General features: G+C 52.6%; 20 protein-coding genes. 15 read left to right on the top strand and 5 right to left on the bottom strand.

The features are described from left to right. Nucleotides 1-4 precede the first annotated feature (4 nt). Nucleotides 5-1234 carry a peptidase T gene (gene pepT / locus K7X24_RS04695; RefSeq protein WP_224553285.1) on the bottom strand — a complete coding sequence of 410 codons (1230 nt, stop codon included), beginning with the start codon at nucleotides 1232-1234 and terminating at the stop codon, nucleotides 5-7. Between the two features lie 194 nt (nucleotides 1235-1428). Between pepT and K7X24_RS04690 the strand changes: the two genes are divergently transcribed. Next, nucleotides 1429-3024, top strand: coding sequence for an ABC transporter substrate-binding protein (locus K7X24_RS04690; RefSeq protein ID WP_224553283.1), 1596 nt, complete (start codon nucleotides 1429-1431; stop codon nucleotides 3022-3024). Between the two features lie 48 nt (nucleotides 3025-3072). Here K7X24_RS04690 and K7X24_RS04685 read toward each other — a convergent pair whose 3' ends face one another. Continuing rightward, nucleotides 3073-3744: an epoxyqueuosine reductase QueH gene (locus tag K7X24_RS04685; protein ID WP_103971161.1), complete on the bottom strand. Its 672-nt coding sequence runs from the start codon at nucleotides 3742-3744 to the stop codon at nucleotides 3073-3075. Between the two features lie 357 nt (nucleotides 3745-4101). Here K7X24_RS04685 and dusC point away from each other — a divergent pair, with 357 nt between their 5' ends. From dusC to pbpG, 8 genes are all read left to right on the top strand, one after another. Next, nucleotides 4102-5034, top strand: coding sequence for a tRNA dihydrouridine(16) synthase DusC (gene dusC, locus K7X24_RS04680; protein ID WP_224553281.1), 933 nt, complete (start codon nucleotides 4102-4104; stop codon nucleotides 5032-5034). 350 nt (nucleotides 5035-5384) lie between these two features. Then, nucleotides 5385-6797: an S-methylmethionine permease gene (mmuP, locus tag K7X24_RS04675; RefSeq protein WP_116585818.1), complete on the top strand. Its 1413-nt coding sequence runs from the start codon at nucleotides 5385-5387 to the stop codon at nucleotides 6795-6797. Next, the gene (gene mmuM, locus K7X24_RS04670) at nucleotides 6790-7737 is read left to right on the top strand and encodes a homocysteine S-methyltransferase (RefSeq protein WP_224553279.1); all 948 of its coding nucleotides are present in this window, start codon (nucleotides 6790-6792) and stop codon (nucleotides 7735-7737) included. Before mmuP ends, mmuM begins: the two co-directional genes overlap by 8 nt. Nucleotides 7738-7753: 16 nt before the next feature. Continuing rightward, complete coding sequence (locus tag K7X24_RS04665) at nucleotides 7754-8299, top strand: hypothetical protein (RefSeq protein WP_224553277.1); 546 nt, start codon at nucleotides 7754-7756, stop codon at nucleotides 8297-8299. 375 nt (nucleotides 8300-8674) lie between these two features. Further along, a complete protein-coding gene (cyaB, locus tag K7X24_RS04660) occupies nucleotides 8675-9217 on the top strand; it encodes a class IV adenylate cyclase (RefSeq protein ID WP_224553275.1) in 543 nt (180 codons plus the stop codon). Between the two features lie 60 nt (nucleotides 9218-9277). Next, complete coding sequence (locus K7X24_RS04655; protein WP_107333041.1) at nucleotides 9278-9634, top strand: FMN-binding protein; 357 nt, start codon at nucleotides 9278-9280, stop codon at nucleotides 9632-9634. 69 nt (nucleotides 9635-9703) lie between these two features. Continuing rightward, nucleotides 9704-10213, top strand: coding sequence for a DUF6622 family protein (locus K7X24_RS04650; protein WP_103861012.1), 510 nt, complete (start codon nucleotides 9704-9706; stop codon nucleotides 10211-10213). A gap of 149 nt (nucleotides 10214-10362) precedes the next feature. Next, the gene (gene pbpG, locus K7X24_RS04645; RefSeq protein WP_103861011.1) at nucleotides 10363-11310 is read left to right on the top strand and encodes a D-alanyl-D-alanine endopeptidase; all 948 of its coding nucleotides are present in this window, start codon (nucleotides 10363-10365) and stop codon (nucleotides 11308-11310) included. Between the two features lie 75 nt (nucleotides 11311-11385). Here pbpG and K7X24_RS04640 read toward each other — a convergent pair whose 3' ends face one another. Further along, nucleotides 11386-12072: a glutathione S-transferase family protein gene (locus tag K7X24_RS04640; RefSeq protein ID WP_224553273.1), complete on the bottom strand. Its 687-nt coding sequence runs from the start codon at nucleotides 12070-12072 to the stop codon at nucleotides 11386-11388. A gap of 400 nt (nucleotides 12073-12472) precedes the next feature. Here K7X24_RS04640 and bglX point away from each other — a divergent pair, with 400 nt between their 5' ends. Further along, nucleotides 12473-14779: a beta-glucosidase BglX gene (gene bglX / locus K7X24_RS04635; protein ID WP_224553271.1), complete on the top strand. Its 2307-nt coding sequence runs from the start codon at nucleotides 12473-12475 to the stop codon at nucleotides 14777-14779. A 100-nt stretch (nucleotides 14780-14879) separates the two neighbouring features. Then, nucleotides 14880-15437 carry an isopentenyl-diphosphate Delta-isomerase gene (gene idi, locus K7X24_RS04630; protein ID WP_224553269.1) on the top strand — a complete coding sequence of 186 codons (558 nt, stop codon included), beginning with the start codon at nucleotides 14880-14882 and terminating at the stop codon, nucleotides 15435-15437. 368 nt (nucleotides 15438-15805) lie between these two features. Here idi and K7X24_RS04620 read toward each other — a convergent pair whose 3' ends face one another. Continuing rightward, a complete protein-coding gene (locus tag K7X24_RS04620; protein WP_224553268.1) occupies nucleotides 15806-16453 on the bottom strand; it encodes a LysE family translocator in 648 nt (215 codons plus the stop codon). Between the two features lie 52 nt (nucleotides 16454-16505). Further along, nucleotides 16506-17351, bottom strand: a complete 846-nt coding sequence (locus K7X24_RS04615; RefSeq protein ID WP_224553267.1) for a helix-turn-helix domain-containing protein — start codon at nucleotides 17349-17351, stop codon at nucleotides 16506-16508. Nucleotides 17352-17500: 149 nt separating this feature from the next. On the opposite strand from K7X24_RS04615, the gene dinG reads away from it, so the two are divergent. The 4 genes from dinG to K7X24_RS04595 all read left to right on the top strand — a co-directional run bounded on the left by dinG (nucleotide 17501) and on the right by K7X24_RS04595 (nucleotide 23683). Beyond that, a complete protein-coding gene (gene dinG / locus K7X24_RS04610; protein ID WP_224553265.1) occupies nucleotides 17501-19600 on the top strand; it encodes an ATP-dependent DNA helicase DinG in 2100 nt (699 codons plus the stop codon). A gap of 508 nt (nucleotides 19601-20108) precedes the next feature. Then, the gene (locus K7X24_RS04605) at nucleotides 20109-21521 is read left to right on the top strand and encodes a serralysin family metalloprotease (RefSeq protein ID WP_224553263.1); all 1413 of its coding nucleotides are present in this window, start codon (nucleotides 20109-20111) and stop codon (nucleotides 21519-21521) included. 105 nt (nucleotides 21522-21626) lie between these two features. Continuing rightward, entirely contained in the window at nucleotides 21627-21938 is a 312-nt protein-coding gene (locus K7X24_RS04600; protein WP_103182903.1) for a protease inhibitor Inh/omp19 family protein, read from the top strand. A gap of 17 nt (nucleotides 21939-21955) precedes the next feature. Next, nucleotides 21956-23683, top strand: coding sequence for a type I secretion system permease/ATPase (locus tag K7X24_RS04595; protein WP_224553258.1), 1728 nt, complete (start codon nucleotides 21956-21958; stop codon nucleotides 23681-23683). Nucleotides 23684-23685: the final 2 nt, after the last annotated feature.

Here is a 23685-nt window from a genome sequence, read left to right as displayed (position 1 = left end):
GCGATTACTTCGCCGCCAGCAGGCATAAATTCAGCGCCACTTCATACGATTTTACAAACGACGGTACGGGTAAAAATTCAAAGCGCGAATGGAAATTGTGCGCGCCGGTGAAGAAGTTCGGCGTGAGCAACCCTTTGGCAGACAGCGCCGCACCGTCCGTGCCGCCACGCATTGGTGTCACCTTGGGTTCAATGCCCAGCGTGTCCAGTGCGGCAAACAGCAGGTCGATAGCCCGGCGATCGTCAGTGATGGCGTTGCTGATATTGCTGTAGATATCGGTGAGGGTGTAGGTCACGCTGCCAGTCGGGTACTGTGCAGCAATCTTGTCGGCGATCGCGGCGATCTGCTGCTTCCGCTGTTCAAACGTGGCTAAATCAAAATCGCGGATAGACGCTTTGAGCTTCGCTTCATTGGCGTTCGCCGTCAGATCGTTAAACCAGACATAGCCCTCGCGTCCCTCCGTGTGCTCCGGCGTCTGCTGGCGATCGAACTGGCTGATAAAATCATGTGCCATGAGCAACGGGTTAACCAGCACGCCTTTTGCCGACATCGGGTGCGCGGGCACACCGGTAAAGCGAATTTCCGCGGAAGCCGCATTGAAGTTCTCATACACCACTTCACCCAGTTCACAGCAGTCGATGGTGTAGGCGAAATCGACATCAAAGCGTTTGAGATCGAGCGCTTTGGCACCGCGCAGCCCAATCTCTTCATCCGGCACGAAGGCCACCACGATATCGCCGTGCGGCGTCGCGTCGGTCAGGTTCTCCATGAGCGTCATCACTACGGTAACAGCAGCCTTGTTGTCCGCGCCGAGTACGCTGGTGCCGTCGCTAAAAATGATGTCCTGCCCAACATACGGCAGAATTTCCGGGTGTTCCGCCGTGCGCAGCCAGATGTCCTGCTCGGCATTCAGACACAGGTCTTCACCGGTAAAGCGCAACGTTTGCGGGTGAATATGCGGCGACAGGCCGACGTCAACCGTATCGATATGGGTAATAAAACCGATGCGCGGTGCGGACGGACAGTTGCCCGGCTTCACGGCTGTCACGGTGGCGTGCTCATCAATGACCACATCCTGTAGGCCCAGTACACGCAGCTCGTCCGCCAGCAATCGCGCCATTTCATGCTGTTCCGGCGTGCTAGGCAATGTTGTCGAACTGGCATCGCTTTGGCTGGTGACGGCGAGGTAACGGTAAAAACGCGTGCTGAGCTGATGAGCCAAACGGTCTGTCATAACGAATCCTTTTTATTCAGTAATAGCTATGACAGTTATCCTAACGTAGAAATTATTTCATTCGATGGTTTTATTTGTCATTTTATCGTCATGATTTTTATATTTCAGACAGCGGAAGTCAGAAAGTAAACGCAGTAAATGGGACACGAATAACACTAAATGGGACACGAATAACACAATAAGCGAGGACTGGAATGAAAAAAGCAGGAATACGATTGACTCTGGCAGCGTTGACGCTGGCGGTCGCCTCAGCGGCCTCGGCGAATACGCTGGTGTACTGCTCGGAAGGATCGCCAGAAAACTTTAACCCGCAACTTTATACCTCGGGTACCAGCGTGGATGCCAGCGCCGTACCGATTTATAACCGTCTGGTGGATTTCAAAGTGGGCACCACGGAGCTGGTGCCGAGTCTGGCGGAACGCTGGGACATCAGCGCTGATGGGCGCATCTATACCTTCCATTTGCGCAAAGGCGTGAAATTCCAGAGTAATAAATACTTCAAACCGTCGCGTGATTTTACCGCTGACGACGTTATTTTCTCCTTCATGCGGCAAAAAGATCCGCAGCATCCTTACCACAGCGTCTCGAAAGGGACCTATGCCAATTTTGAAAGCTTGTCCTTTGGCTCGCTGATCCAGAGCATCGAGAAAGTAGATGACCACACGGTGCGTTTTACGCTCTCCCATGCGGAAGCCCCGTTTCTGGCTGATTTAGCCTGGTACTTCGCGTCTATCCTCTCTGCGGAATATGCCGATGCGATGCTCAAAGCCGGGACGCCGGAGCGCGTGGATATGGATCCGATTGGCACCGGACCGTTTGAGTTAGCGCAGTATCAGAAAGATTCTCGCATTCTGTTTAAGGCATTCCCCGCTTATTGGGAAGGCAAGGCCAAGCTGGATCGGTTGATTTTCACCATCACGCCGGATGCCTCCGTGCGGTACGCCAAGCTGGAAAAGAATGAGTGTCAGGTGATGCCGTTCCCTAATCCTGCCGACCTGCCGCGTATGAAAGAGAACAAGGACATCGTGCTGATGCAAAAGGCCGGACTGAACACCGGCTTCCTGTCGTTCAATACCCAGAAGGCACCGACGGATAATGTGAAAGTGCGGCAGGCGTTAACGATGGCGATTAACAAGCCGGCGATTATCGAAGCCGTTTTTCAGGGAACCGGAACGGCGGCGAAAAACCTGCTGCCGCCAGGTGTCTGGAGTGCTGATAGCGACCTGAAAGATTATGACTACGATCCCGAGAAGGCGAAGGCGTTACTGAAAGAAGCGGGTTTGGCGGAAGGCACTGCCATTGAGCTGTGGGCGATGCCGGTGCAGCGTCCGTATAACCCGAACGCCCGCCGTATGTCGGAGATGATTCAGGCTGACTGGGCTAAAGTCGGTGTGCAGGCCAAAATTGTCACTTTCGAGTGGGGCGAATACCTGAAAAGGGTGAAAGGCGGTGAGCATCAGGCGGCATTGATGGGCTGGACAACGGCGACGGGCGATCCTGATAACTTCTTCGGGCCGCTCTTTACCTGTACGGCAGCCAACGGCGGTTCTAACTCGGCAAAATGGTGTTATGCGCCGTTTGATAAAATCATTATCGACGCGCGCGCTTCACAGGATCACGAGCAGCGTATTGTCCTGTACAAGCAGGCGCAGCAGATGATGCACGAGCAGGCACCGGCTGTCATGATTGCGCATTCCACCCTCTTTGAGCCGGTGCGCAAAGAAGTGACTGGGTATGAGGTTGACCCGTTCGGTAAGCATATTTTCTATCAGGTAGACGTGAAGAAGTAATACGTAGAAAGTCCGGCACGCGCTGTGCCGGACTCTGGTGTGATGCGGTTACTCGGTTTCATCGCCGTAATACAGCTTACCGATGCGGATAATATCGCGCCCCTGTGATTTGCGATGCTTATTGGAATCGCGCAGGGAATAAATGCAGCCGCAATACTCCTGTTGATAGAAACGTTCGCGTTTGCTGATTTCGATCATGCGCGACGAGCCACCGCCTTTGCGCCAGTTGTAATCCCAGTAGGTGACGCCGGGATATTTCTGCGCGGCGTTATGCCCACACTCGGTAATCTGCTGCATGTTTTTCCAGCGTGAAATCCCCAGCGAACTCGAAATGACGCTAAAGCCATTTTCTGCGGCGTACAGCGCCGTGCGCTCGAAACGCATATCAAAACACATGGTGCAGCGAACGCCGCGTTCAGGTTCCCATTCCATTCCTTTGGCGCGTTCAAACCAGTTATCCGAGTCGTAATCTGCGTCGATGAAAGGCACGTTATGCTGTTCGGCGAAACGGATATTTTCTTCTTTACGGATCAGGTATTCACGCTGCGGGTGGATATTGGGATTATAAAAGAAAATGGTGTAGTCGATGCCTGAAGCGGTGATGGCTTCCATGACTTCACCCGAGCAGGGCGCACAGCAGGAGTGCAGCAGCAGCTTGTCGGCATTATTCGGCAGAGAAAGCTGTGGGCGTTGCAGCGCGCCTGTTTTGATATTCGACATAGTTTGGGCATTTGACATAATAGACTCGTCATACTTCGTTGTGGTCCGCAAGGACGGTGTCGGCACAAATTCGTCACGAATTATTGATGATATGTTCACAAGAGGCAACCTCATGGCCCGTCCAGCGTTATCTTTCCCGTTGCGTTCCCCGTACAATACCCATTAACATTGTTTAATGCCGATCGTTTAAGGATCGAGATACCGGAGGCTACCACGGTGCGAGGTATCCCTGCGGGAACCTCATCACCGTGTTTCCTCCTAAATCCACGCTTAAGTGAACAGCATTACCCTAAGATTGCCTGCTTTTTTTTGCCTGACTGGCTGTGATTAACGATCGAATGGTTACCGAGTAGCGTTATGCGTGTTCTGCTTGCCCCGATGGAAGGGGTTCTCGATTCATTAGTGCGAGAACTGCTGACTGAAGTAAATGATTATGATCTGTGCATCACCGAATTTTTACGCGTGGTGGATCAGTGCCTGCCGGTTAAATCCTTTTATCGCCTTTGCCCAGAGCTACAGCATGCCAGCCGCACGCCGTCGGGCACGCTGGTGCGTGTGCAGCTACTGGGGCAATATCCACAGTGGCTGGCGGAAAATGCGGCACGGGCGGTAGAGCTGGGCTCGTATGGTGTCGATCTCAACTGCGGCTGCCCGTCGAAGCTGGTGAACGGCAGCGGGGGCGGGGCGACGCTGTTAAAAGATCCCGAGCTGATTTATCAAGGCGCAAAAGCGATGCGTGAGGCGGTGCCCGCACACTTGCCTGTCACGGTGAAAATCCGGCTGGGCTGGGATTCGGGCGCTCGCCAGTTTGAGATTGCCGACGCGGTGCAGCAGGCGGGCGCAAGCGAACTGGCCGTGCATGGCCGCACGAAGGAAGACGGCTACAAGGCCGAATGCATCAACTGGCAGGCGATAGGGGAAATCCGCCAGCGTCTGCGTATTCCGGTGATCGCCAACGGTGAAATCTGGGACTGGCAGAGTGCGCAGGACTGTATGGTGACAACGGGCTGTGATGCGATCATGCTGGGGCGGGGCGCACTGAATGTGCCGAACCTGAGCCGCGTGATTAAGTACAACGAACCGCGTATGCCGTGGCCGGAGGTCATGCTGTTGCTACAAAAATATGTGCAGTTGGAAAAGCAGGGCGACACGGGACTGTATCACGTCGCACGCATCAAACAGTGGCTCGGCTATTTGCGTAAAGAGTATGACGACGCCACCGAATTATTCAGCGAGATCCGCACCTTGAAGACCTCGGCGGACATCGCCCGTGTGATTGGTGAGCCATAAGCGCTCACCGCTTTTCCGTTCTCTGTTTCCCCGCACTGGATTTCCCGTTCTTGGTTTCCTGACAATGTCTGTTCAGATTTAACGCACCTCATCGCTCTCCCGCTGGTCTGTACTTTACTTTACGAATCGGTTGACGGTATAACACTCTATCTATCTGGAAGTTTAGACGTCTATACCCGTCATGCTTCAAGTTGCCTGTGCGTTGGCTGTGCTCACTCACCCGAATCACTTACCTGTGTAAGCTCATCGGGATTCTCTCACTTGCCGCCTTCATGCAACTCGAATTATTTAGGGTCTATACCGTTCAGCTGCATAAAGCAGGGCGGATACATTGATAAAGAAAGGTCATCATGGAACAACACGCATCAGGCACGGAAGGGCAGTTTAAGCGCACGATGAAAGCTCGCCATTTGGTGATGCTTTCGCTCGGCGGTGTCATCGGTACTGGCCTGTTTTTCAATACGGGCTACATTATTTCGACGACGGGCGCGGCTGGAACACTATTGGCGTATCTGATCGGCGCGCTGGTGGTGTATCTGGTGATGCTGAGTCTGGGTGAGCTGTCCGTTGCCATGCCGGAAACTGGCGCGTTCCATGTGTATGCTTCCCGCTATCTCAGTCCCGCAACGGGCTATACCGTGGCGTGGCTGTATTGGCTGACGTGGACGGTTGCGTTGGGTTCCAGCCTGACCGCTGCCGGCTTTTGCATGCAGTATTGGTTCCCGCAGGTGCCGGTCTGGACCTGGTGCTTGCTGTTTTGTGTGCTGATCTATTTGCTGAATATTGTGTCGTCCCGCTTCTTTGCCGAAGGGGAATTCTGGTTCTCTATCATTAAAGTCGTCACGATTCTTGCCTTTATTGTGCTCGGCGCTGGCGCGATGTTTGGCTTTATTCCGATGCAGGACGGTTCACCCGCGCCGTTCTTCCAGAACATTACCGCGTCTGGCTGGTTTCCACACGGCGGCCTGCCTATTCTGATGACGATGGTGGCGGTGAACTTTGCTTTCTCCGGTACGGAGCTGATCGGCATCGCGGCTGGCGAAACCGAGAATCCGCAGAAGGTGGTGCCGATGGCGATTCGTACTACTGTCGCGCGGCTGGTGATTTTCTTTCTGGGGACGGTGCTGGTGTTGGCGGCGATCATTCCGATGGAAGAGGCCGGTATTGCTAAAAGCCCGTTTGTGCTGGTGTTTGAGAAGATTGGTATTCCTTACGCCGCCGACATTTTTAATTTCGTGATTTTGACGGCGATCCTGTCCGCTGCTAACTCAGGGCTGTATGCCTCGGGGCGTATGCTGTGGTCGCTGTCCAACGAAGGCACGTTGCCGCGCCGTTTTTCTCGTCTGACGCGCCGCGGCATTCCGCTCTTTGCTATTTCCGTCAGTATGCTGGGTGGGCTGTTGGCGCTGTTTTCCAGCGTGGTTGCACCGGATACCGTTTACGTGGCGCTGTCCGCAATTTCCGGCTTTGCCGTCGTGGCGGTGTGGCTGAGCATCTGCGCCTCGCACTACATGTTCCGTCGTCACCATGTCCGTACGGGAAAACCGCTTTCCGACCTGCAATATCGCGCCCCTTGGTTCCCGATCACGCCGATTCTTGGCTTCCTGCTCTGCCTGCTGGCCTGTGTCGGGCTGGCGTTTGACCCAAGCCAGCGGATTGCACTGTGGTGTGGAATTCCGTTTGTCGCGCTGTGCTACGGTGCTTATTATTTCACGCAGTCAATGAAGAAACGTAGATTAACGGGAGTGGAAGACATTGCGTAAAAATACGGTTACCGAAATGCTGGCGACGGCATCAACGATTGTGCTGGACGGTGCGTTGGCAACCGAACTGGAAGCGCGCGGCTGTGATTTAACGGATCCGCTGTGGTCGGCGAAAGTGCTGGTTGAAAATCCGGCGCTGATTTATCAGGTGCACCTCGATTATTTCAACGCCGGGGCGCAGTGTGCGATTACGGCTAGCTATCAGGCGACGCCGCAAGGGTTTGAGGCGCGCGGGTATAGTGAAGCAGAATCACTGGCGCTGATTGCCAAGAGCGTACAGCTGGCGGCGCAGGCGCGGGATGATTACCGTCGCGATAATCCGCAGGCTGGGACGCTGCTGGTGGCGGGATCGGTGGGGCCGTACGGTGCCTATCTGGCGGATGGTTCGGAGTATCGTGGCGATTACCAACTGCCACAGGCTGAGATGATGGCGTTTCATCGGCCGCGTATGGCGGCGCTGCATGAGGCGGGTGCCGATCTGTTGGCCTGCGAGACGCTGCCGTCTTTCGCCGAAATAGAGGCGCTGATCGCGCTACTGGCCGAGTTCCCTCAGGCGCAGGCCTGGTTCTCCTTCACGCTGCGTGACAGCGAACACCTCAGCGACGGCACGCCATTGCGCACGGTGCTGGCGCGGGTCAACGCCTGCTCTCAGGTGGTCGCTGCGGGTATCAACTGTATTGCGCTGGAAAACGTGACGCCCGCGCTGACGCACCTGTCCTCGCTGACGGATTTGCCGTTGGTGGTTTATCCCAATTCCGGCGAGCAGTATGATGCGGTAACGAAAACCTGGAGCAGCGCTCACGATGACGCCTGCTCGTTGACAGCGTATTTGCCCGAGTGGCAGGTAGCAGGCGCACGTCTGATTGGCGGCTGTTGCCGAACCACACCTGCGGATATCGCCGGTATTGCTCGCTGCTGCCAACACGAGAGTCAGCACTAAATAAGGGGATGCCGTGATGGAAAATGATGTGAACCTGCAACAGGCGTACTCGCTTGCCAGACAGCGCGTCGCGCCGAATGTGCCGGTAACAGTACTGTATATTGGCGAACAGTTGACGACTGTCGTCTGTGGGACGGCATCACAACCGTCGGCAATCCTGCAATTAACCATCGGTTTTGACAAAACGGCAGCGGCATTTTTCAAGCATCTCCCCCCAACGCCGGACGAAATGGAGCTGGCGATCATGGCGGTTGAGGATGAAGTGACGCGTATTCGCCACGATATCCCTGCGGATTCCGCTCTGTTTTCTTTCGACCCCGCATTGGTGGCCCTCGCACAGATTTCGGGAGCAGAAGAAGAGGACGCAGGCTGGCGTTTGCCACAGGATGATATGGAGCGGACATTTAAACGTCTGGAACGCGTCATGCTGGGGAGCCCAGCGGCCTGGGAAGGGATTCCGCTAGAGAACACCTTCTCCGCCCGATTGCTGATTTTGCGTGAGTTTATGCACCATCACGGCTTCGATTCTGCTATTACCTACCGTTGCAGCGTGAAGAACTAGCGGTTTTTCCCTTCTCAGCTACTATTAACGGCGGTCAGCGTCCAGCAAGGATTCTGACCGCATTTTTTTGCTGGGAAATCACCGATAGCATTCGTCAACAGATATTCATTGTCAGGAAATTGCGATCGGAATATCTGACGTTGTAAGGTAATAATGCGGCATGATTATCGCGGTGCCAAGATGTGACAGGACGTAAGGTGTTAATCAAGGAGGGTGAGAGGACGGCCATTCGGCCATATTATGTTACCTGTATGATCTATTTTGCGGATGACTGAACCATTATTATCTTGAATTTCCGTATGACAGAGTAATAAAACGCTGTTCTATATGACGGAAAGTCAATTTTATTTCAGGGAATCCAGTGAGGGAAAGAACATGGTTGAACATTTCATAGGGAAATATGAAGTTGAGCTTAAATTTCGCATCGACGATATAGCTGTTTTCAGGAATACACTTTTTAGCCTTCATCCCGAGGCTTTCGTCTTTGAAAATAAAGAACATGATATTTATTACGATGATGCAGAGAATCGCCTGCAACAGCAGAATATCAAAATGCAGGTGCGCCGCATGGAGCCGTCGGGGATTAAGCTCTGGATTGTGAAAGGGCCGGGCGTCGATCGCTGTGAAGCGGTTAATGTCGAAGACTTTGAAAAAACTGACAGCATTCTACAGACTTTGGGGTATCGGCCCCTTTTTGAAATTCATAAAATCCGCAGTATCTACTTTTTAAACGCCTTCCATATTACGCTCGATTATATTGAATCACTGGGTTATTTCGTCGAAATATCGGTGATGACCGATGATGAAACCCAGTTGAAAGCACTCAGGGATCGGTGTATAGAGTGTGCGCTACGGCTTAAATTGTCGTTGGATAATATTGAAACGAAATCTTATTATCAATTATTAGGTTTTAATTAATTGTTCTATTCTGGTTATTGAATTGTTGTTTTTATTGTTCGATTTACACACGGGGAAATGATGAAAAAATCTATTTCGGCAGTGCTGGCCACGTTAGTGATGGCTTTTTCTCTGTCCGTTCATGGTAGCGATGTGGCGCACTATAAAGACGGTGCCTACATCGGTAAAGCGCAGGGGAAGGCGGCAGAAGTTGAGGTCACGGTCAGCATTAAAGACGGGAAGATTGCCAATGCTGAAGTGCTGAAGCATGGCGATACCGAAGCGATGATGCTGAGCGCGACGGATCAAATTGTGCCGGAGCTCATTGAGAAGCAGGATATTAACAAGGTGGATGCGGTAACGGGGGCAACGTTATCGAGTCAGGGCGTGATTAACGCGGTGAAACAAGCGCTGGAACAGGCCAAAATCACGCCATAGTCGCACAGGTTTGTTGGCTGATGAAGGCTTAATTAATGAAGGCCTTAGTGATGAGGGAATAGTACTGCCGTGGAAAACCTGCTGATTATTTTGCGTCACACGCCTTATTGGGTGTGGATCGTTTTGGGTTATCTGATTTATGCCGGCGTAAAAGCTAGTCAGCCACGGCAGCAATCGTTGATGCGGATGTTGGTTGTGCCGATGATTTTCATGGTGTGGGGCATCAGTGCGATTTTTCATACGCTGCGGCTCCCGCTTGCAGCGGCGGGCGGATTTCTGCTGGCGTTGATCATTGGGCTGGGCATCGGATGGGCGTGGGGGAAGACGTCAGGCATTTACTTGCTGGAATCGCGACGTTTTCAACGCACAGGTTCGTGGTGGTCGCTGGTCTTGATGCTGCTGACGTTTTGTTCTCATTTCTACTTTTCCGTCCAGTTGGCTCTGTTTCCCGCGTTGGCGCATGACCCTGTATTCTGCCTACTGTCCGGTGCGGCAAGTGGGATTACCGCAGGGATATTCAGCGGCGTCAGCCTGCGTCTGCTCAACCACATGCGCAAAATAAGACCGTCTCTGACGTAACATGATAAAAAACAGTAAGTTACTCAAACCGTCTGTCAACATTTGTCACAAAGCTTTTCTGCTGTATGAGTGCGCAGGGAAGGGCGGTAAATTATAATGCCGATGCCCATCCCTTTCATTTAACAGAATACTGTTTAAGTTATTGAAGAATGACTAAAAATTTTAAGCTTTCTCTTTTTGGCCTGTTGGTGCTATCAACCCATGCTGTGATGTTGCCTCAGGCTGTGGCGAAAGCGCCGACGTACTCCGCTGGCACTGCGCATCAGGAAATTGCTTCCGGTAGTGCCATGGTGGTGGATCTACGTGATAACCACATCCTTTATTCCAGCAATCCTGACGTGGTGGTGCCGATTGCTTCGGTGACGAAACTGATGACGGCGCTGGTGGTGCTGGATGCCAATCAACCGCTGGATGAAATCATCTCTGTCGATATTAGCCAGACGAAAGAAATGAAAGGGGTCTACTCGCGCGTTCGTCTGAACAGTGAGATCAGCCGCCGAGACATGCTGCTACTGGCCCTGATGTCATCAGAAAACCGTGCGGCGGCCAGTCTGGCGCACCACTATCCGGGCGGCTATCAGGCGTTTATCCGCGCGATGAATGCTAAAGCCCGTGCGTTGGGGATGACCCACACGCGCTATGTAGAGCCGACCGGCTTGTCCATTAATAATGTCTCGACCGCCCGCGATCTCACCAAGCTCTTGATTGCCAGCAAGCAATATCCGCTGCTGGGCCAGCTTAGTACCACGCAGGAGAAAACGGCGACGTTCTCCCACCCAGCGTACAGCCAGCCGTTCAGAAACACGAATCATCTGGTCTATAAAGAGGACTGGAGCATTCAACTGACTAAAACAGGCTTCACGAATCAGGCGGGACACTGTCTGGTGATGCGTACGGTCATTAATCAGCGGCCTGTTGCGCTGGTGGTGTTGGATGCCTTCGGTAAATATACGCACTTTGCGGATGCTAACCGCCTGCGTAAGTGGATTGAAACCGGTAAGGTCAGCGAGGTGCCTGCCGCCGCGTTGAGCTATAAGAAACAAAAATCGCTGGCTTCTCGCCAACCGCAGAGTATGGCGAACATCGAAACTGAATAACAGGTTCCCCCTTCCCAATGCTGGGGGAGGGGGGCGTTTTGACGGTGGTTAAACAGGTCACCGCCTGCGGTGGCGTTAGGCGCGAGCGCGCAAATCTTCTATCACTTCCCCCGCTTTTTTCACTTCTTCGTCATGCTCGGCCTCACGCCAGGTTTCCGCTAATGCCTCCTTTAGCCAACGCTGCATGGCGGGCTGCGCTAAGAGATGGTCGCAATAGGCTGCGGCTTCCGGCGAAACGGGAAGCTGATAGGTTTTGATACGAAAGACAATCGGCGCAAAGAAGGCGTCTACCGCCGAAAACTGTTTTCCTGCCAGAAACGGTCCGCCAAAGCGCGTCAATCCTTCCTGCCACAGTTCGTAGATGCGGTTAATGTCGTTACTGAGGGCCGGTGATATTTCGTTCATTTTAACACGCACGCCGCAGCTCATGGAGCAGATGTTACGCAGTGCGGTAAAGCCAGAATGCATTTCGGCAGCGGCACAGCGTGCCCAGGCGCGGGTTTTGGCATCAGCAGGCCAGACGCTGGGATGTTGTTCGGCCAGATATTCGGTAATCGCCAACGAATCCCAGACAGTGGTTTCGCCATCGATCAGGCAGGGGACTTTTGCCGTCGGCGAAAAGGCCTTAAATGCCGGCTGTGCCATGCCCGGCGCAAAAGCAACCAGTTTCTCTTCGAAAGGAATCGACAGTGCTTTCAACAGCACCCACGGACGCAGTGACCAAGAGGAATAGTTTTTATTGGCGATATACAGCTGATACATGTCTGAGGCTCCTTGTGTTAACGAAGCCTTAGCATTAGCACGAAAGGTGGGAGAAATCATCCTCCTCTCCGTGGCTTATCTATCGGTTTTGCGCATTGCTATCAGGACGATGATGCAAACGGAAGGTAGGGAATGTGAATTATGCGTATCGTTTAGCATTATTCTTGCAGTTTTTAGTAAATGAAACCTCAATAAATGCACTATATTACGCGCTGTGCATTTGAGTGCGTCGGTGCAGCAACCACTATCGGGAAGCCTTATTCGCTTAAGGCAGGAGAAGGTATTTTTTGCCTTGTCAGAGAAGGGATGTGACCGTCGGAATCTTCAACCTGTCTTGTGCTTCAGCGCTTTGCTCTGACCTGACGCTCTGACGCCTAGATTGACTGGGTCTTTATAACGAATGAAATGGCTTACTTCACTGACTATAGCAATTGGACTTGCCTGTAATCCGGCGTTTGCGCAGGAGCTGACGTCTGCGCCAGCCTCAATATCGCCTTCACATCAGCAACGTGATGCGTTTGTCACGGATCTGCTGAAGAAAATGACGCTGGAAGAGAAAATCGGCCAGCTCCGATTAATCAGCGTCGGGACGGATAACCCGAAAGAAGCTATTCGGGAAATGATCAGAAACGGCCAGGTTGGCGCGATTTTTAATACGGTGACCCGCTCGGATATTCGTGCGATGCAAGATCAGGTCATGCAGCTCAGTCGCCTGAAGATTCCACTGTTTTTTGCCTACGATGTGGTACACGGCCAGCGCACTATTTTTCCTATCGCACTGGGGCTGGCTTCTAGCTGGGATATGGACGCGATTGCGAAAAGTGCGCGCGTAGCGGCGTATGAAGCAACGGAAGACGGTCTGAACATGACTTGGGCACCGATGGTGGATATCACCCGCGATCCACGCTGGGGTCGTGTGTCAGAGGGCTTCGGAGAAGATACCTGGCTGACCAGCAAAATTGCTGGTGTGGTCGTCAAATCCTTTCAGGGCGATAACGTAACCGGACGCCACTCGCTGATGACCAGCGTAAAACACTACGCGCTCTACGGTGCGGTGGAAGGTGGACGCGATTATAACACCGTGGACATGAGCCCTCAGCGCATGTTCCAGGACTATATGCCGCCTTACAAAGCGGCGATTGACGCGGGCAGCAGCGGCGTGATGGTTGCACTGAACTCAATCAACGGTACGCCAGCCACCTCCAACAGCTGGTTGCTGAAAGAGGTTCTGCGCGATCAGTGGAATTTCAAAGGCATCACCATTACCGATCACGGCGCGATTAAAGAGCTGATTAAGCACGGCGTGGCCAGCGATCCGCGTGATGCATCGCGTCTGGCGATTAAATCCGGTATTGGCATGAGCATGAGCGACGAGTATTTCGTGCGCTATCTGCCTGAGTTGGTGAAAAGCGGGGCGGTGAGCATGCAGGAGATTGACGATGCCAGCCGTCAGGTGCTGAACGTGAAATACGATATGGGGTTGTTTGAAGATCCCTATCGTCACTTGGGGCCGATCGGTTCCGATCCAGTAGATACTAACGCGGAAAGTCGCTTACACCGTCTGGATGCACGTGACGTGGCGCGTAAAAGTCTGGTGCTGTTGAAAAATCGCCTGCAAACGCTGCCGTTGAAGAAAGAAGGCACGATTGCCGTGGTGGGGCCATTGGCTGACAGCCAGCGCGATACGATGGGTAGCTGGTCTGCCGCAGGCGTCACGAAACAGACGATTACCGTTTATCAGGGCCTGAAGAATGCCGTCGGCGATAAAGCCACCATTCTCTATGCCAAAGGTGCCAACGTCAGTAATCACAAAGGGATTATTGATTTCCTGAATCAGTATGAAGATGCCGTTCAGGTAGATAAACGTCCTCCGCAGGTGATGATCGATGAAGCCGTAGCTGCAGCGAAGAAGGCGGATGTGGTGGTCGCCGTTGTTGGTGAAGCGGCCGGGATGGCGCATGAAGCATCCAGCCGTTCGAACATCGACCTGCCGCAAGGTCAGCGCGATCTGATTACGGCGCTGAAAGCCACGGGTAAACCGCTGGTTCTGGTGCTGATGAACGGACGTCCTCTGGCGTTGGTGCGTGAAGATCAGCAGGCCGATGCGTTACTGGAAACCTGGTTCAGCGGCACGGAAGGCGGCAATGCGATCGCCGATGTGCTGTTTGGCGACTATAACCCATCTGGCAAACTGCCGATGTCCTTCCCACGCTCCGTCGGTCAGATCCCGATTTATTACAATCACCTGCCATCAGGTCGTCCTTACACGCCGGAAAATCCAGGCAAATATACCTCTCACTACTACGATGAAGCTAATGGGCCGCTCTATCCGTTCGGTTACGGCCTGAGCTACACCACCTTCAGCGTGTCAGACGTGCGTTTATCCAGCCAGACGATGAAGCGTAACGGGACGATCAACGCCAGCGTCACGGTGAAAAACACCGGCAACCGCGCAGGGGAAACGGTCGTACAGCTGTATCTCCATGATGTGGTGGCTTCCATCAGCCGTCCGCTGAAAGAGCTGCGCGGCTTTGAGAAAGTGATGCTACAGCCGGGAGAATCCCGCACGGTCACCTTCACGCTCGATCAGGAAGCGCTGAAGTTCTACAATGCCCGCATGCAGCAGGTGGTGGAACCCGGTAAATTCGACGTGATGATTGGTCTGGATTCGCAGCGTGTGAAAAGCGATAGCTTTACCTTGCTATAATGATGTTTGTCTTGCCGTCGAAAACGTCGGCGGCGAGACGAATTTTACTGATCGTAATACAGTGTAATCGTCGGAGAATCAGGGATTGCAGGAGAAAAGTATGCCGTTGACTGAAGTGGTGCTGGTTGATGAAAATGACAGGCCAACGGGCGTAATGGAAAAGCAGGAAGCGCATGTAAAAGGAGCATTACATCGTGCGATTACCGTCTATGTTTTCAACTCTCGCCAGCAGTTGTTATTGCAGCAGCGCGCAGAGGGGAAATATCACAGCGGCGGTTTATGGAGTAATACCTGCTGTAGCCACCCTGCGCCCGGTGAAGAGACGTTGCGGGCAGCACATCGCCGCTTGTATGAAGAAATGGGGCTACGCTGTGCGCTGACGCCGATGTTCACACTGACCTATCGTTTGCCGCTGGATAACGGGCTGATTGAGCATGAACTGGGGCATGTGTATTTTGGCGTGACGGACGATGTGCCGCAGATGAATCCCGATGAAGTGTCGAACTATGCATACCAGTCGATAGACGAGATTGCCCAGCAGATGGTGGCGACGCCCGACCAGTTTACGGCTTGGTTCCAATTGACCTTCGCGCGTATTCCTGAGTACTGGCAGACGTTTCAGTCTGAGCAATCGCATGCGTCAAAACAGTCGCATTAGTTAAAAAGTCACGCTAGCCCGAACAACCACGTTAGCCTAAATAACCGCGTTAATTGCCGCGTTTCCGTGCGGCACTGTTCGTGCATTCTTACCGTAAATTTGTGCTGTAAGATAGGGGGAGCGCTGCGGGCCGAAAGCCTCAGCCCGAGTGCACGATAATAATGTAACCCACCAGCATCATGCCGGAAATGCCACCTAAGGCAAGCAGGGCAAAGAGACCGATAATACCGATTTTTTGAAGAGTCATCAGGTTATCCTTTTGTTAATTGCCCCGAATTATAAAGCCTTCCGCCCATGAAACAAGGTCGAAACGCACCTTGCTTTTTAAATGCCCTTCATTGCCGAAATAGTAATTACCGCAATAACAATTATCGAAATAACAACAGCAGGCCGAAAGACATCAGGATGACGCCGGCTCCGCGCTCAATCGGGTTAAGCCAGCGGGTTAAACGCTGCTGAATCAGCGGGCGAGCGATCAGCGCGGCGATCAGCAGATCCCACACCAGAACGACAGAAAACATCCAGCTACCGCTGACGAATTGCTGCGTAGGTGTCACATCTTGCCCAAGGATACTGGTCATCAGACTGATGTAGAACAGCATATTCTTGGGGTTCAACAGTGCTGAACCGAGCCCCAATAGGATTTGTTTACGCAGCGTCGGGCAACGGTCGGACTGCTGTTCTGCCTGTAGCGATAGCACAGAACGACTTTTCACTAACTGATAGCCAACCCAGAGCAGATAAGCGGCACCGCCTAACTCGATGAGGGTGAATAACGTGGGCGAATGTTGAATACCTGCCCAGCCTATCACCGCCAGCAGAATGTAAATGCCGTTGCCCAGCGCGATGCCCAGACAAATTCCCGCACTACCGCGCAGTCGGTAGCGAATGGCGTAGGCCGTCAGCAGAAAGAAGTCTGGGCCTGGGCTCAGTAGCGCCACAAAATGCGCCAGCGCCAGAGCAGGAAAGTGGGTGGGAAAGAGAGAATCGGTGGAAAAAAGGGTATTGATGAACATGCTATTTCTGACCTCGATAAGTAATCGAGGTCAGTCTAGACAAGGTGTTCGGCTATTTATTGTCAAATATTGATCGTGCGTACTGACCCGGTGTCGCGGCGGTGTATTGCACAAACGTTTTGTGGAAATGGCTTTGATCGCAGAAGCCGCTTTGATAGCTGGCATCAACCAATGGCGTGCCCTGTTTCAGTAGCGATTTAGCATACTCAATACGAGCATTATTCAGGAAGGCCATCGGTGTAATGCCAGTATCGTGACGAAACTGTCGCACGATGGTTTCACGCCGCAGGTTCAGCTCTTCCGCCAGTGTTTCCAGCGAGGGCGATTCTTGCAAATTATTCAACAGACGCTCGCGTACGTGTCGCGTCGTGGTTTGCGAAGCATGATGGGGTAAGGCGGGCAAACAGGACGGCGCAGGCAGGCAATATTGCCGCCAAATCGGTTCCAGCATCGCTTTGAGGTGATGATCTGCCGACGCAATGTCTCCTCGATACAGCAGGGCAACCACGTGTTGATAACGTATAAACAGCGCGGGATCGCGCAGAACAACGCGGTTGCAATGCAAGGTCTCCGCCTGATAACCACAGTGAGCTGCTATCTGATCGAGACACCATTTGGTATCCAGATAAAGCATGTGATAACTGCGTGTTTTTCCGGGCAGCGGGTTACAGCTGTGCGGCTGTTGAGGATCGATGAAGATCAGATCGCCAACCTGCAAGTGATGCATTTCATTGCGGTAATGGCAAAGCGTTTCGCCGTGTTCTATCGCGCCAATCGAGAATTGCGCATGGCTGTGTGTTTTATAGGCGTGGCTGCTGTTGCGCGTGCTGCGGCTTTCGACATGCGGTAATTGTGGCGAAAACCAGTACGATTGGTTAATTGTGTGGGCTGAAGACATAATTTACCGCTCGTGACAAATATGGGGCTTAACCCTAATCGCTGGACAGACGATTGTCGAGGTCGGAATTGTCGCGAACGTGATATCGGCTGACGTCGCCGGGCGTCTGTGGGACAATGGCGATCAGATTACACAGATATAGAGTATGCATGACGCTGTCCCCCGCAATAAAATTGCAGATTGGTCAATGGTATAAGGCCCTGCAAGAGCAAATCCCAGATTTTATTTCCCGCGTTCCCCAGCGACAGATGATTGCCGAAGTGGCGAAAACGCTAGCGGGTGATTACCCGCGCCATTTGGCTATTGAAGCGCCAACCGGCGTCGGGAAAACGCTTTCTTACCTGATTCCGGGTATTGCGGTAGGGCGTGCGGAGGACAAAACGCTGGTGATCAGCACCGCGAATGTGGCGTTGCAGGATCAGATTTACAGCAAAGATTTGCCACTGTTGCAGAAGTTTATTCCCGAACTGAAATTCACCGCTGCATTTGGCCGTCGTCGTTATATTTGCCCACGTAATCTGGCGATGTTGGCAACCGATCCCGATGCGCAGGGGGATTTACCACTCTTTCTGGATGATGAACTGATGTCCGCCAGCAAGGAGGAAAAACGTACCTGTGTGCGGCTTGAAAAAGCGCTGCAAGGTCACGCCTGGGATGGGCTGCGCGATCATTATCAGGATTCAATTGACGATAGCCTGTGGCAGAAATTGTGTACGGACAAAGTGAACTGTCTTGCGCACAACTGCCATTACTACCGCGAGTGCCCGTTCTTTATCGCACGGCGTGAGATCGAACAGGCCGATGTTGTCGTCACCAACCATGCGCTGGTGATGGCGGCGATGGAAAGCGAATCGGTACTTCCTCCCCCTAAAAATCTCCTGCTGGTGCTCGACGAAGGGCACCACATTCCCGATGTTGCCCGCGATACGCTGGAGATGTCTGGCGATATTCATCCAGCTTATATGATGGCGCAACTGGAACAGCTGGTGCAGCTTGTCGGCCAGTGCATGGCGCAGTTTGCCCCTAAATCGCCACCGCGACTCGCTAACAGCGAACGGTTAACCAGTCATTGTGAGGAGATCCGTGAGTGCGTGCTGTCTTTCTCACAAATGTGCGGGCTGTTTCTCCCGCATGACAGGCAGGAAACCGAGTACCGTTTTGCGATGGGCAAAATGCCGGATGAAATGCGTGAACTCTGCGTGCGGTTGTTCAAGCTAACCGACACGTTGCGTGCGCTGGCAGAGTATATGCTTAACGATCTCAGCGAGAAAACCGGCAAGCATGACGTGGTGCGGGTCTATCAGGCACTGCTGAAAATGAGTCGCCAACAGGGTTATCTTGAGTCCATGAGCAAGCTGTGGCGGCTGGCGGAGATGGAGAAATCGTCGAACGCGCCAGTTTCCAAATGGATCACGCGGGAAATGCGCGATAACCAGCCGCATCTTCACCTGCACTGTGCGGGGATTCGCGTCTGCGATCAGCTTGAAAGGCTACTGTGGGGGAAGGTGTCGCACGTCGTGATGACCTCGGCAACGCTGCGCTCGTTGAACAGTTTTGCGCGTATACAGGAGCTTTCTGGTCTGAGCGAGCAGGAGGGGGACTCCTTTATCGCGCTGGACTCACCGTTCAACCACCGTGAGCAGGGGCGTCTGGTGATTCCCAAAATGCGTTATGAACCGCTGATGGAATCTGAAGCGCAGCATATTGCTGAAATGGCTCAATTTTTCCGCGCGGAGCTAAAGCAGAATAAGCATAAAGGGATGCTGATGCTGTTTGCCAGCCAGCGTGCGATGCAGCTCTTTCTGACGCAGGTTACCGATTTACGCCTGATGCTGCTGGTCCAGGGAGATAAGCCGCGCTACAGGCTGGTCGAGCTACATCGTCAGCGCGTACAGGAAGGCCAGACCAGCGTGTTGATTGGCTTACAGTCCTTTGCGGAAGGGTTGGATCTGAAAGGGGATCTCCTTTCTCAGGTGCATATCCATAAAATCGCGTTTCCGCCTATCGACAGCCCGGTGATCCTGACGGAAGGCGAATGGTTAAAAAGCCTCAAACGGCATCCGTTTATCGTACAAAGTTTGCCCAGCGCCTCGTTTAACCTCATCCAACAGGTTGGACGCCTTATTCGTAGCCATGACTGCTTTGGTGAAATCGTCATTTACGATCGTCGTTTGCTGACCAAAGGCTATGGCGCACAGCTGCTGGCGGCGCTGCCCGTTTTCCCGATTGAGCAGCGGGATATGCCATAGCAAATTCCTATATATTCGTTTGCAGAATAAAGGGGTAATTAGTCCCTATTTAGCGCTATATTTTTTTATTCTTATTTGTTAGATTTGTCTCGGAACAGCAAGGATGCCGTTAATACGTATGATAAAATGTGTCATTACGCAGTGCGGTTTTTATCAACCAGGGACAGGTACCATGATGAAAATTAACGCAGTGAATAAAATTTCCTTCCTTTTCAAAAACGAATGCTGTCTGGCATCCGTTTCTCTTGCTGTCCATACCAATAATAAAAATTAGTCACCGTGACTTTATCATTTGATAATAACGAAAGTAATTGGCGTTATTTTTTAATTATTTCCTTATAGAGATAATTTTTATTTATATGCGTTTTTTGGATATAAATATTTTTAGTGAGCTTTGTCTACCCAGGAGAGGATTAGACCGCGGCTATGTGCGGTACATGCAATACCTCGATTGCATGAAGGGATTTAGGATTCTGATCATCCCGATCAGACTTATGGAGAAGAAAAGATGGCTTTACGAGATTTACAAGATGAAGACACGGTAACATCCGCATTGGATGCGACTGGTACGGGATTGAACGATGTGGCTCCACTGTTTTATAACCATGTTCGTGGTGGTGATGTCGTTTTGTCGGGTAAACCTTCTTTCACCAGTGAAGAGGCTGGCGGGCAAATTGTTCGCGACGGTCTGACGTGGAATGGTACGGACGTATTCGGTAAATCCGCTAATCTGACCTATTCGTTCTTGCAGAACGTGCGGTCTATCCCTTCTGGCGATCAGGGCTTTGTGAAATTCAGCGCAGCCCAGGAAAAACAAGCTAAGCTGTCTCTGCAATCGTGGTCAGATGTTGCCAACATTACGTTTACTCCGATTAGCCCTACCGAAAAAGCTACCATCACGTTTGGTAACTATACGCGTGATTCAAGCGGTCGAATGGACTACGATACTCAGGCTTACGCTTATATGCCGGGTAAGTACTCGGCAGCGGGCTCGACTTGGTATAACTACAACGCTGACACGGTGCGTGACCCAACGACGGAGTATGGCAAGCAGACGCTGACACATGAAATCGGCCATGCGCTGGGGCTGAATCACCCTGGTGATTACAATGCGGGTGAAGGTAACCCGACCTACAACGATGTGACTTATGCGGAAGATACACGTCAATATAGCCTGATGAGCTACTGGAGTGAGCGCAATACTGGTGGTGACTTCAAGGGGCACTATGCTGCTGGTCCGTTGATTGACGACATCACGGCGATCCAACAGCTGTACGGCGCAAATATGGACACGCGTACCGGCAATACGGTTTATGGTTTCAACTCCAACACCGGTCGTGATTTCTATACCACCAACAGCAATAGCCAGAAACTGATCTTCTCCGTCTGGGATGCCGGCGGTAACGATACGTTTGATTTCTCTGGTTACAGAGACAATCAGACTATCGATCTGAATGAAGGTCGTTTTTCTGATGTTGGCGGCCTGAAAGGTAACGTGTCTATTGCTCATGGCGTCACAATTGAAAACGCGATTGGCGGCTCTGGCAACGATATTATTATCGGCAACAGCGCGGATAATAGTTTGCAAGGTGGTGCAGGTGCCGATACGTTGACGGGGGGGGCTGGCAGCGATACTTTCGTCTACACCAAAGCGAGCGATTCTTCATTGAAGCTCGGGTACGATACGATTACTGACTTTGAGCGCGGTATCGACAAAATCGATCTGTCTGCACTGAATACTAAAGGTGATTTTCATTTTGTTGAAGGTTCTTTTAGCGGCCGTGGCACAGAAGCAATCCTTGACTGGGACGCGAGTAGTAATATCAGCAACCTGTGGGTGCATTTTGAGGGCCAGAGCACCACGGATTTCCTGATAGAGATCGTCGGTCGCCCATCCATAGAAACTGATTTTATCGTGTAAATAAATGAAGGACGGGGTTTCCCCGTCCTTTTCTGTTATCGACTAGGGGCCACTATGAAAAAGTTAATCATCGCGGCGTTGTTAAGTGCAATAAGCGGAGGATGTATGGCAAGTAGTCTGAAATTGCCTTCAGCAAGTGAACTAAGCGGCGTATGGCAATTGCGTGGCGGGGAACAGCAGTGCGAAGTGGTTCTGTACAATACGTCGTTAGTGGAGAATACCTGGCGTCTTGAGGGTGATGCAGCGTGTTTAAAAGCGCTGCTGCCGGATGTGCCCGCCGGATGGCGGCCGACGCCGGACGGTATCACGCTGACGAAAGAGCAGGGTCAGTCCGTGGCGTTCTTTAGCAAGGAAAAAGAGGGCTATACGCTGATATTGCCTGATGGCAGTGCACGTACGTTGCATAAACAGCCCTGACAGGAGAGGCAAACGCAGTGAGTCAACTAGCAAATAAGGAACGTTCGTTGTTGAGTATACTGCGTCCTTTCCGGCGCAGCTTTTGGAGCATTGGGATTTTCAGCGCCATCGTTAATCTACTGATGCTGTCGCCTTCGATTTATATGCTTCAGGTTTACGATCGCGTACTGGCTTCGGGAAATGGCACCACGTTGCTGATGCTCACCCTGTTGATTGCCGGTCTGGGGATATTCATGGCGGCACTCGAATGGGTGCGAAGTCTGGTGGTCGTGAGACTCGGCACCCGTATCGACCTACAGCTGAATCAACAGGTTTTCAACGCCGCATTTGAGCGCAATCTGGAAGCGGGTGAGGCCAAAGCCGGTCAGGCGCTGAATGATCTCACGTTATTGCGGCAGTTTATTACGGGCAACTCGCTGTTTGCCTTCTTCGATATTCCCTGGTTTCCCTTCTTTTTATTAGTGCTGTTCCTGATCCATCCCGTGCTCGGCCTTCTGGCTCTGGGAGGAACTGTGGTGCTGGTGCTGCTGGCATGGCTGAATCAGTATCTCACCACGTCGCCTTTGGAAGAGGCAAACCATGAAGCGCTACAGGCTACCCATCTTGCAGATACCCAACTGCGTAATGCCGAAGTCATTGAATCGATGGGGATGCTGCCTAATTTGCGCCGCCGTTGGCTGGGGCAACACTACCGTTTTATTACGCTGCAAAATCTGGCAAGTGAGCGGGCAGCGGTTGTCGGGGCTGCATCAAAACATGCGCGTATTTTTCTGCAATCGCTGATGCTTGGCGTGGGGGCCATGTTAGCGATTAAGGGCGAAATCACACCAGGGATGATGATTGCGGGATCGATTCTTGTCGGGCGCGTATTGAGCCCTATCGATCAGTTTATCGGTATTTGGAAACCGCTGAGCAGCGCGCGGCAGGCCTGGTATCGACTCAGCCGTATCATGACGGCATATCCGCCCAAGGCGGAGGCGATGGCGCTGCCTGCGCCGGTTGGCCAACTGAGCGTCGAGAATGTGTTATTGCAGACGCCGCAAGGGGCATCACGATTACAGGATATTCATTTCTCGCTTCAGGCGGGAGAAACGCTGGCGATTCTGGGCGCATCGGGTTCAGGTAAATCTACGCTGGCACGTCTGCTGGTTGCGACGCAAACACCGACGCGTGGCAAGGTTCGACTGGATGGGGCCGATCTTAGTCAGGTAGATAAAACGGCATTTGGCCCAGCAATGGGCTATCTACCACAGGATGTGCAGCTCTTTAAAGGCACGCTGGCGGAGAATATTTCCCGCTTTGGCGAGCATGACGCGGAAAAAATTGTCGCAGCGGCGAAGCTGGCTGGCGTCCACGAAATGATTCTTAGCCAGCCGCAGGGATATGACACGCCTCTTGGCGCTAACGGCAACGGGCTGTCGGGCGGACAGCGGCAGCGTATTGCTCTGGCGCGTGCGGTGTATGGCGATCCCTGCCTGCTGGTACTCGATGAACCGAACTCCAGCCTCGATAACGAAGGTGAAATGGCATTGGCGCAGGCGATCTCGCATCTTCAGAAGCGGGGAGCGACGGTGGTACTGATTACGCATCGTCCCGCATTAACCACGCTGGCGCATAAAATTCTGGTGCTCAATCAGGGTAAACAACAGCGCTTTGGGCCAGCGCGCGACATTCTGAACGAATTGCAGCCGCGTCGTGCCGCCAATCAAGCACAAATGACACCTGCTGCCGCGGTCCAGCCGTAACA

This window comes from Pectobacterium versatile (genome assembly GCF_020166435.1).
Lineage (GTDB): Bacteria > Pseudomonadota > Gammaproteobacteria > Enterobacterales > Enterobacteriaceae > Pectobacterium > Pectobacterium versatile.
The sequence above is the reverse complement of the archived record's forward strand: the minus strand, read 5'-3'. Positions and strand labels throughout refer to the sequence as shown.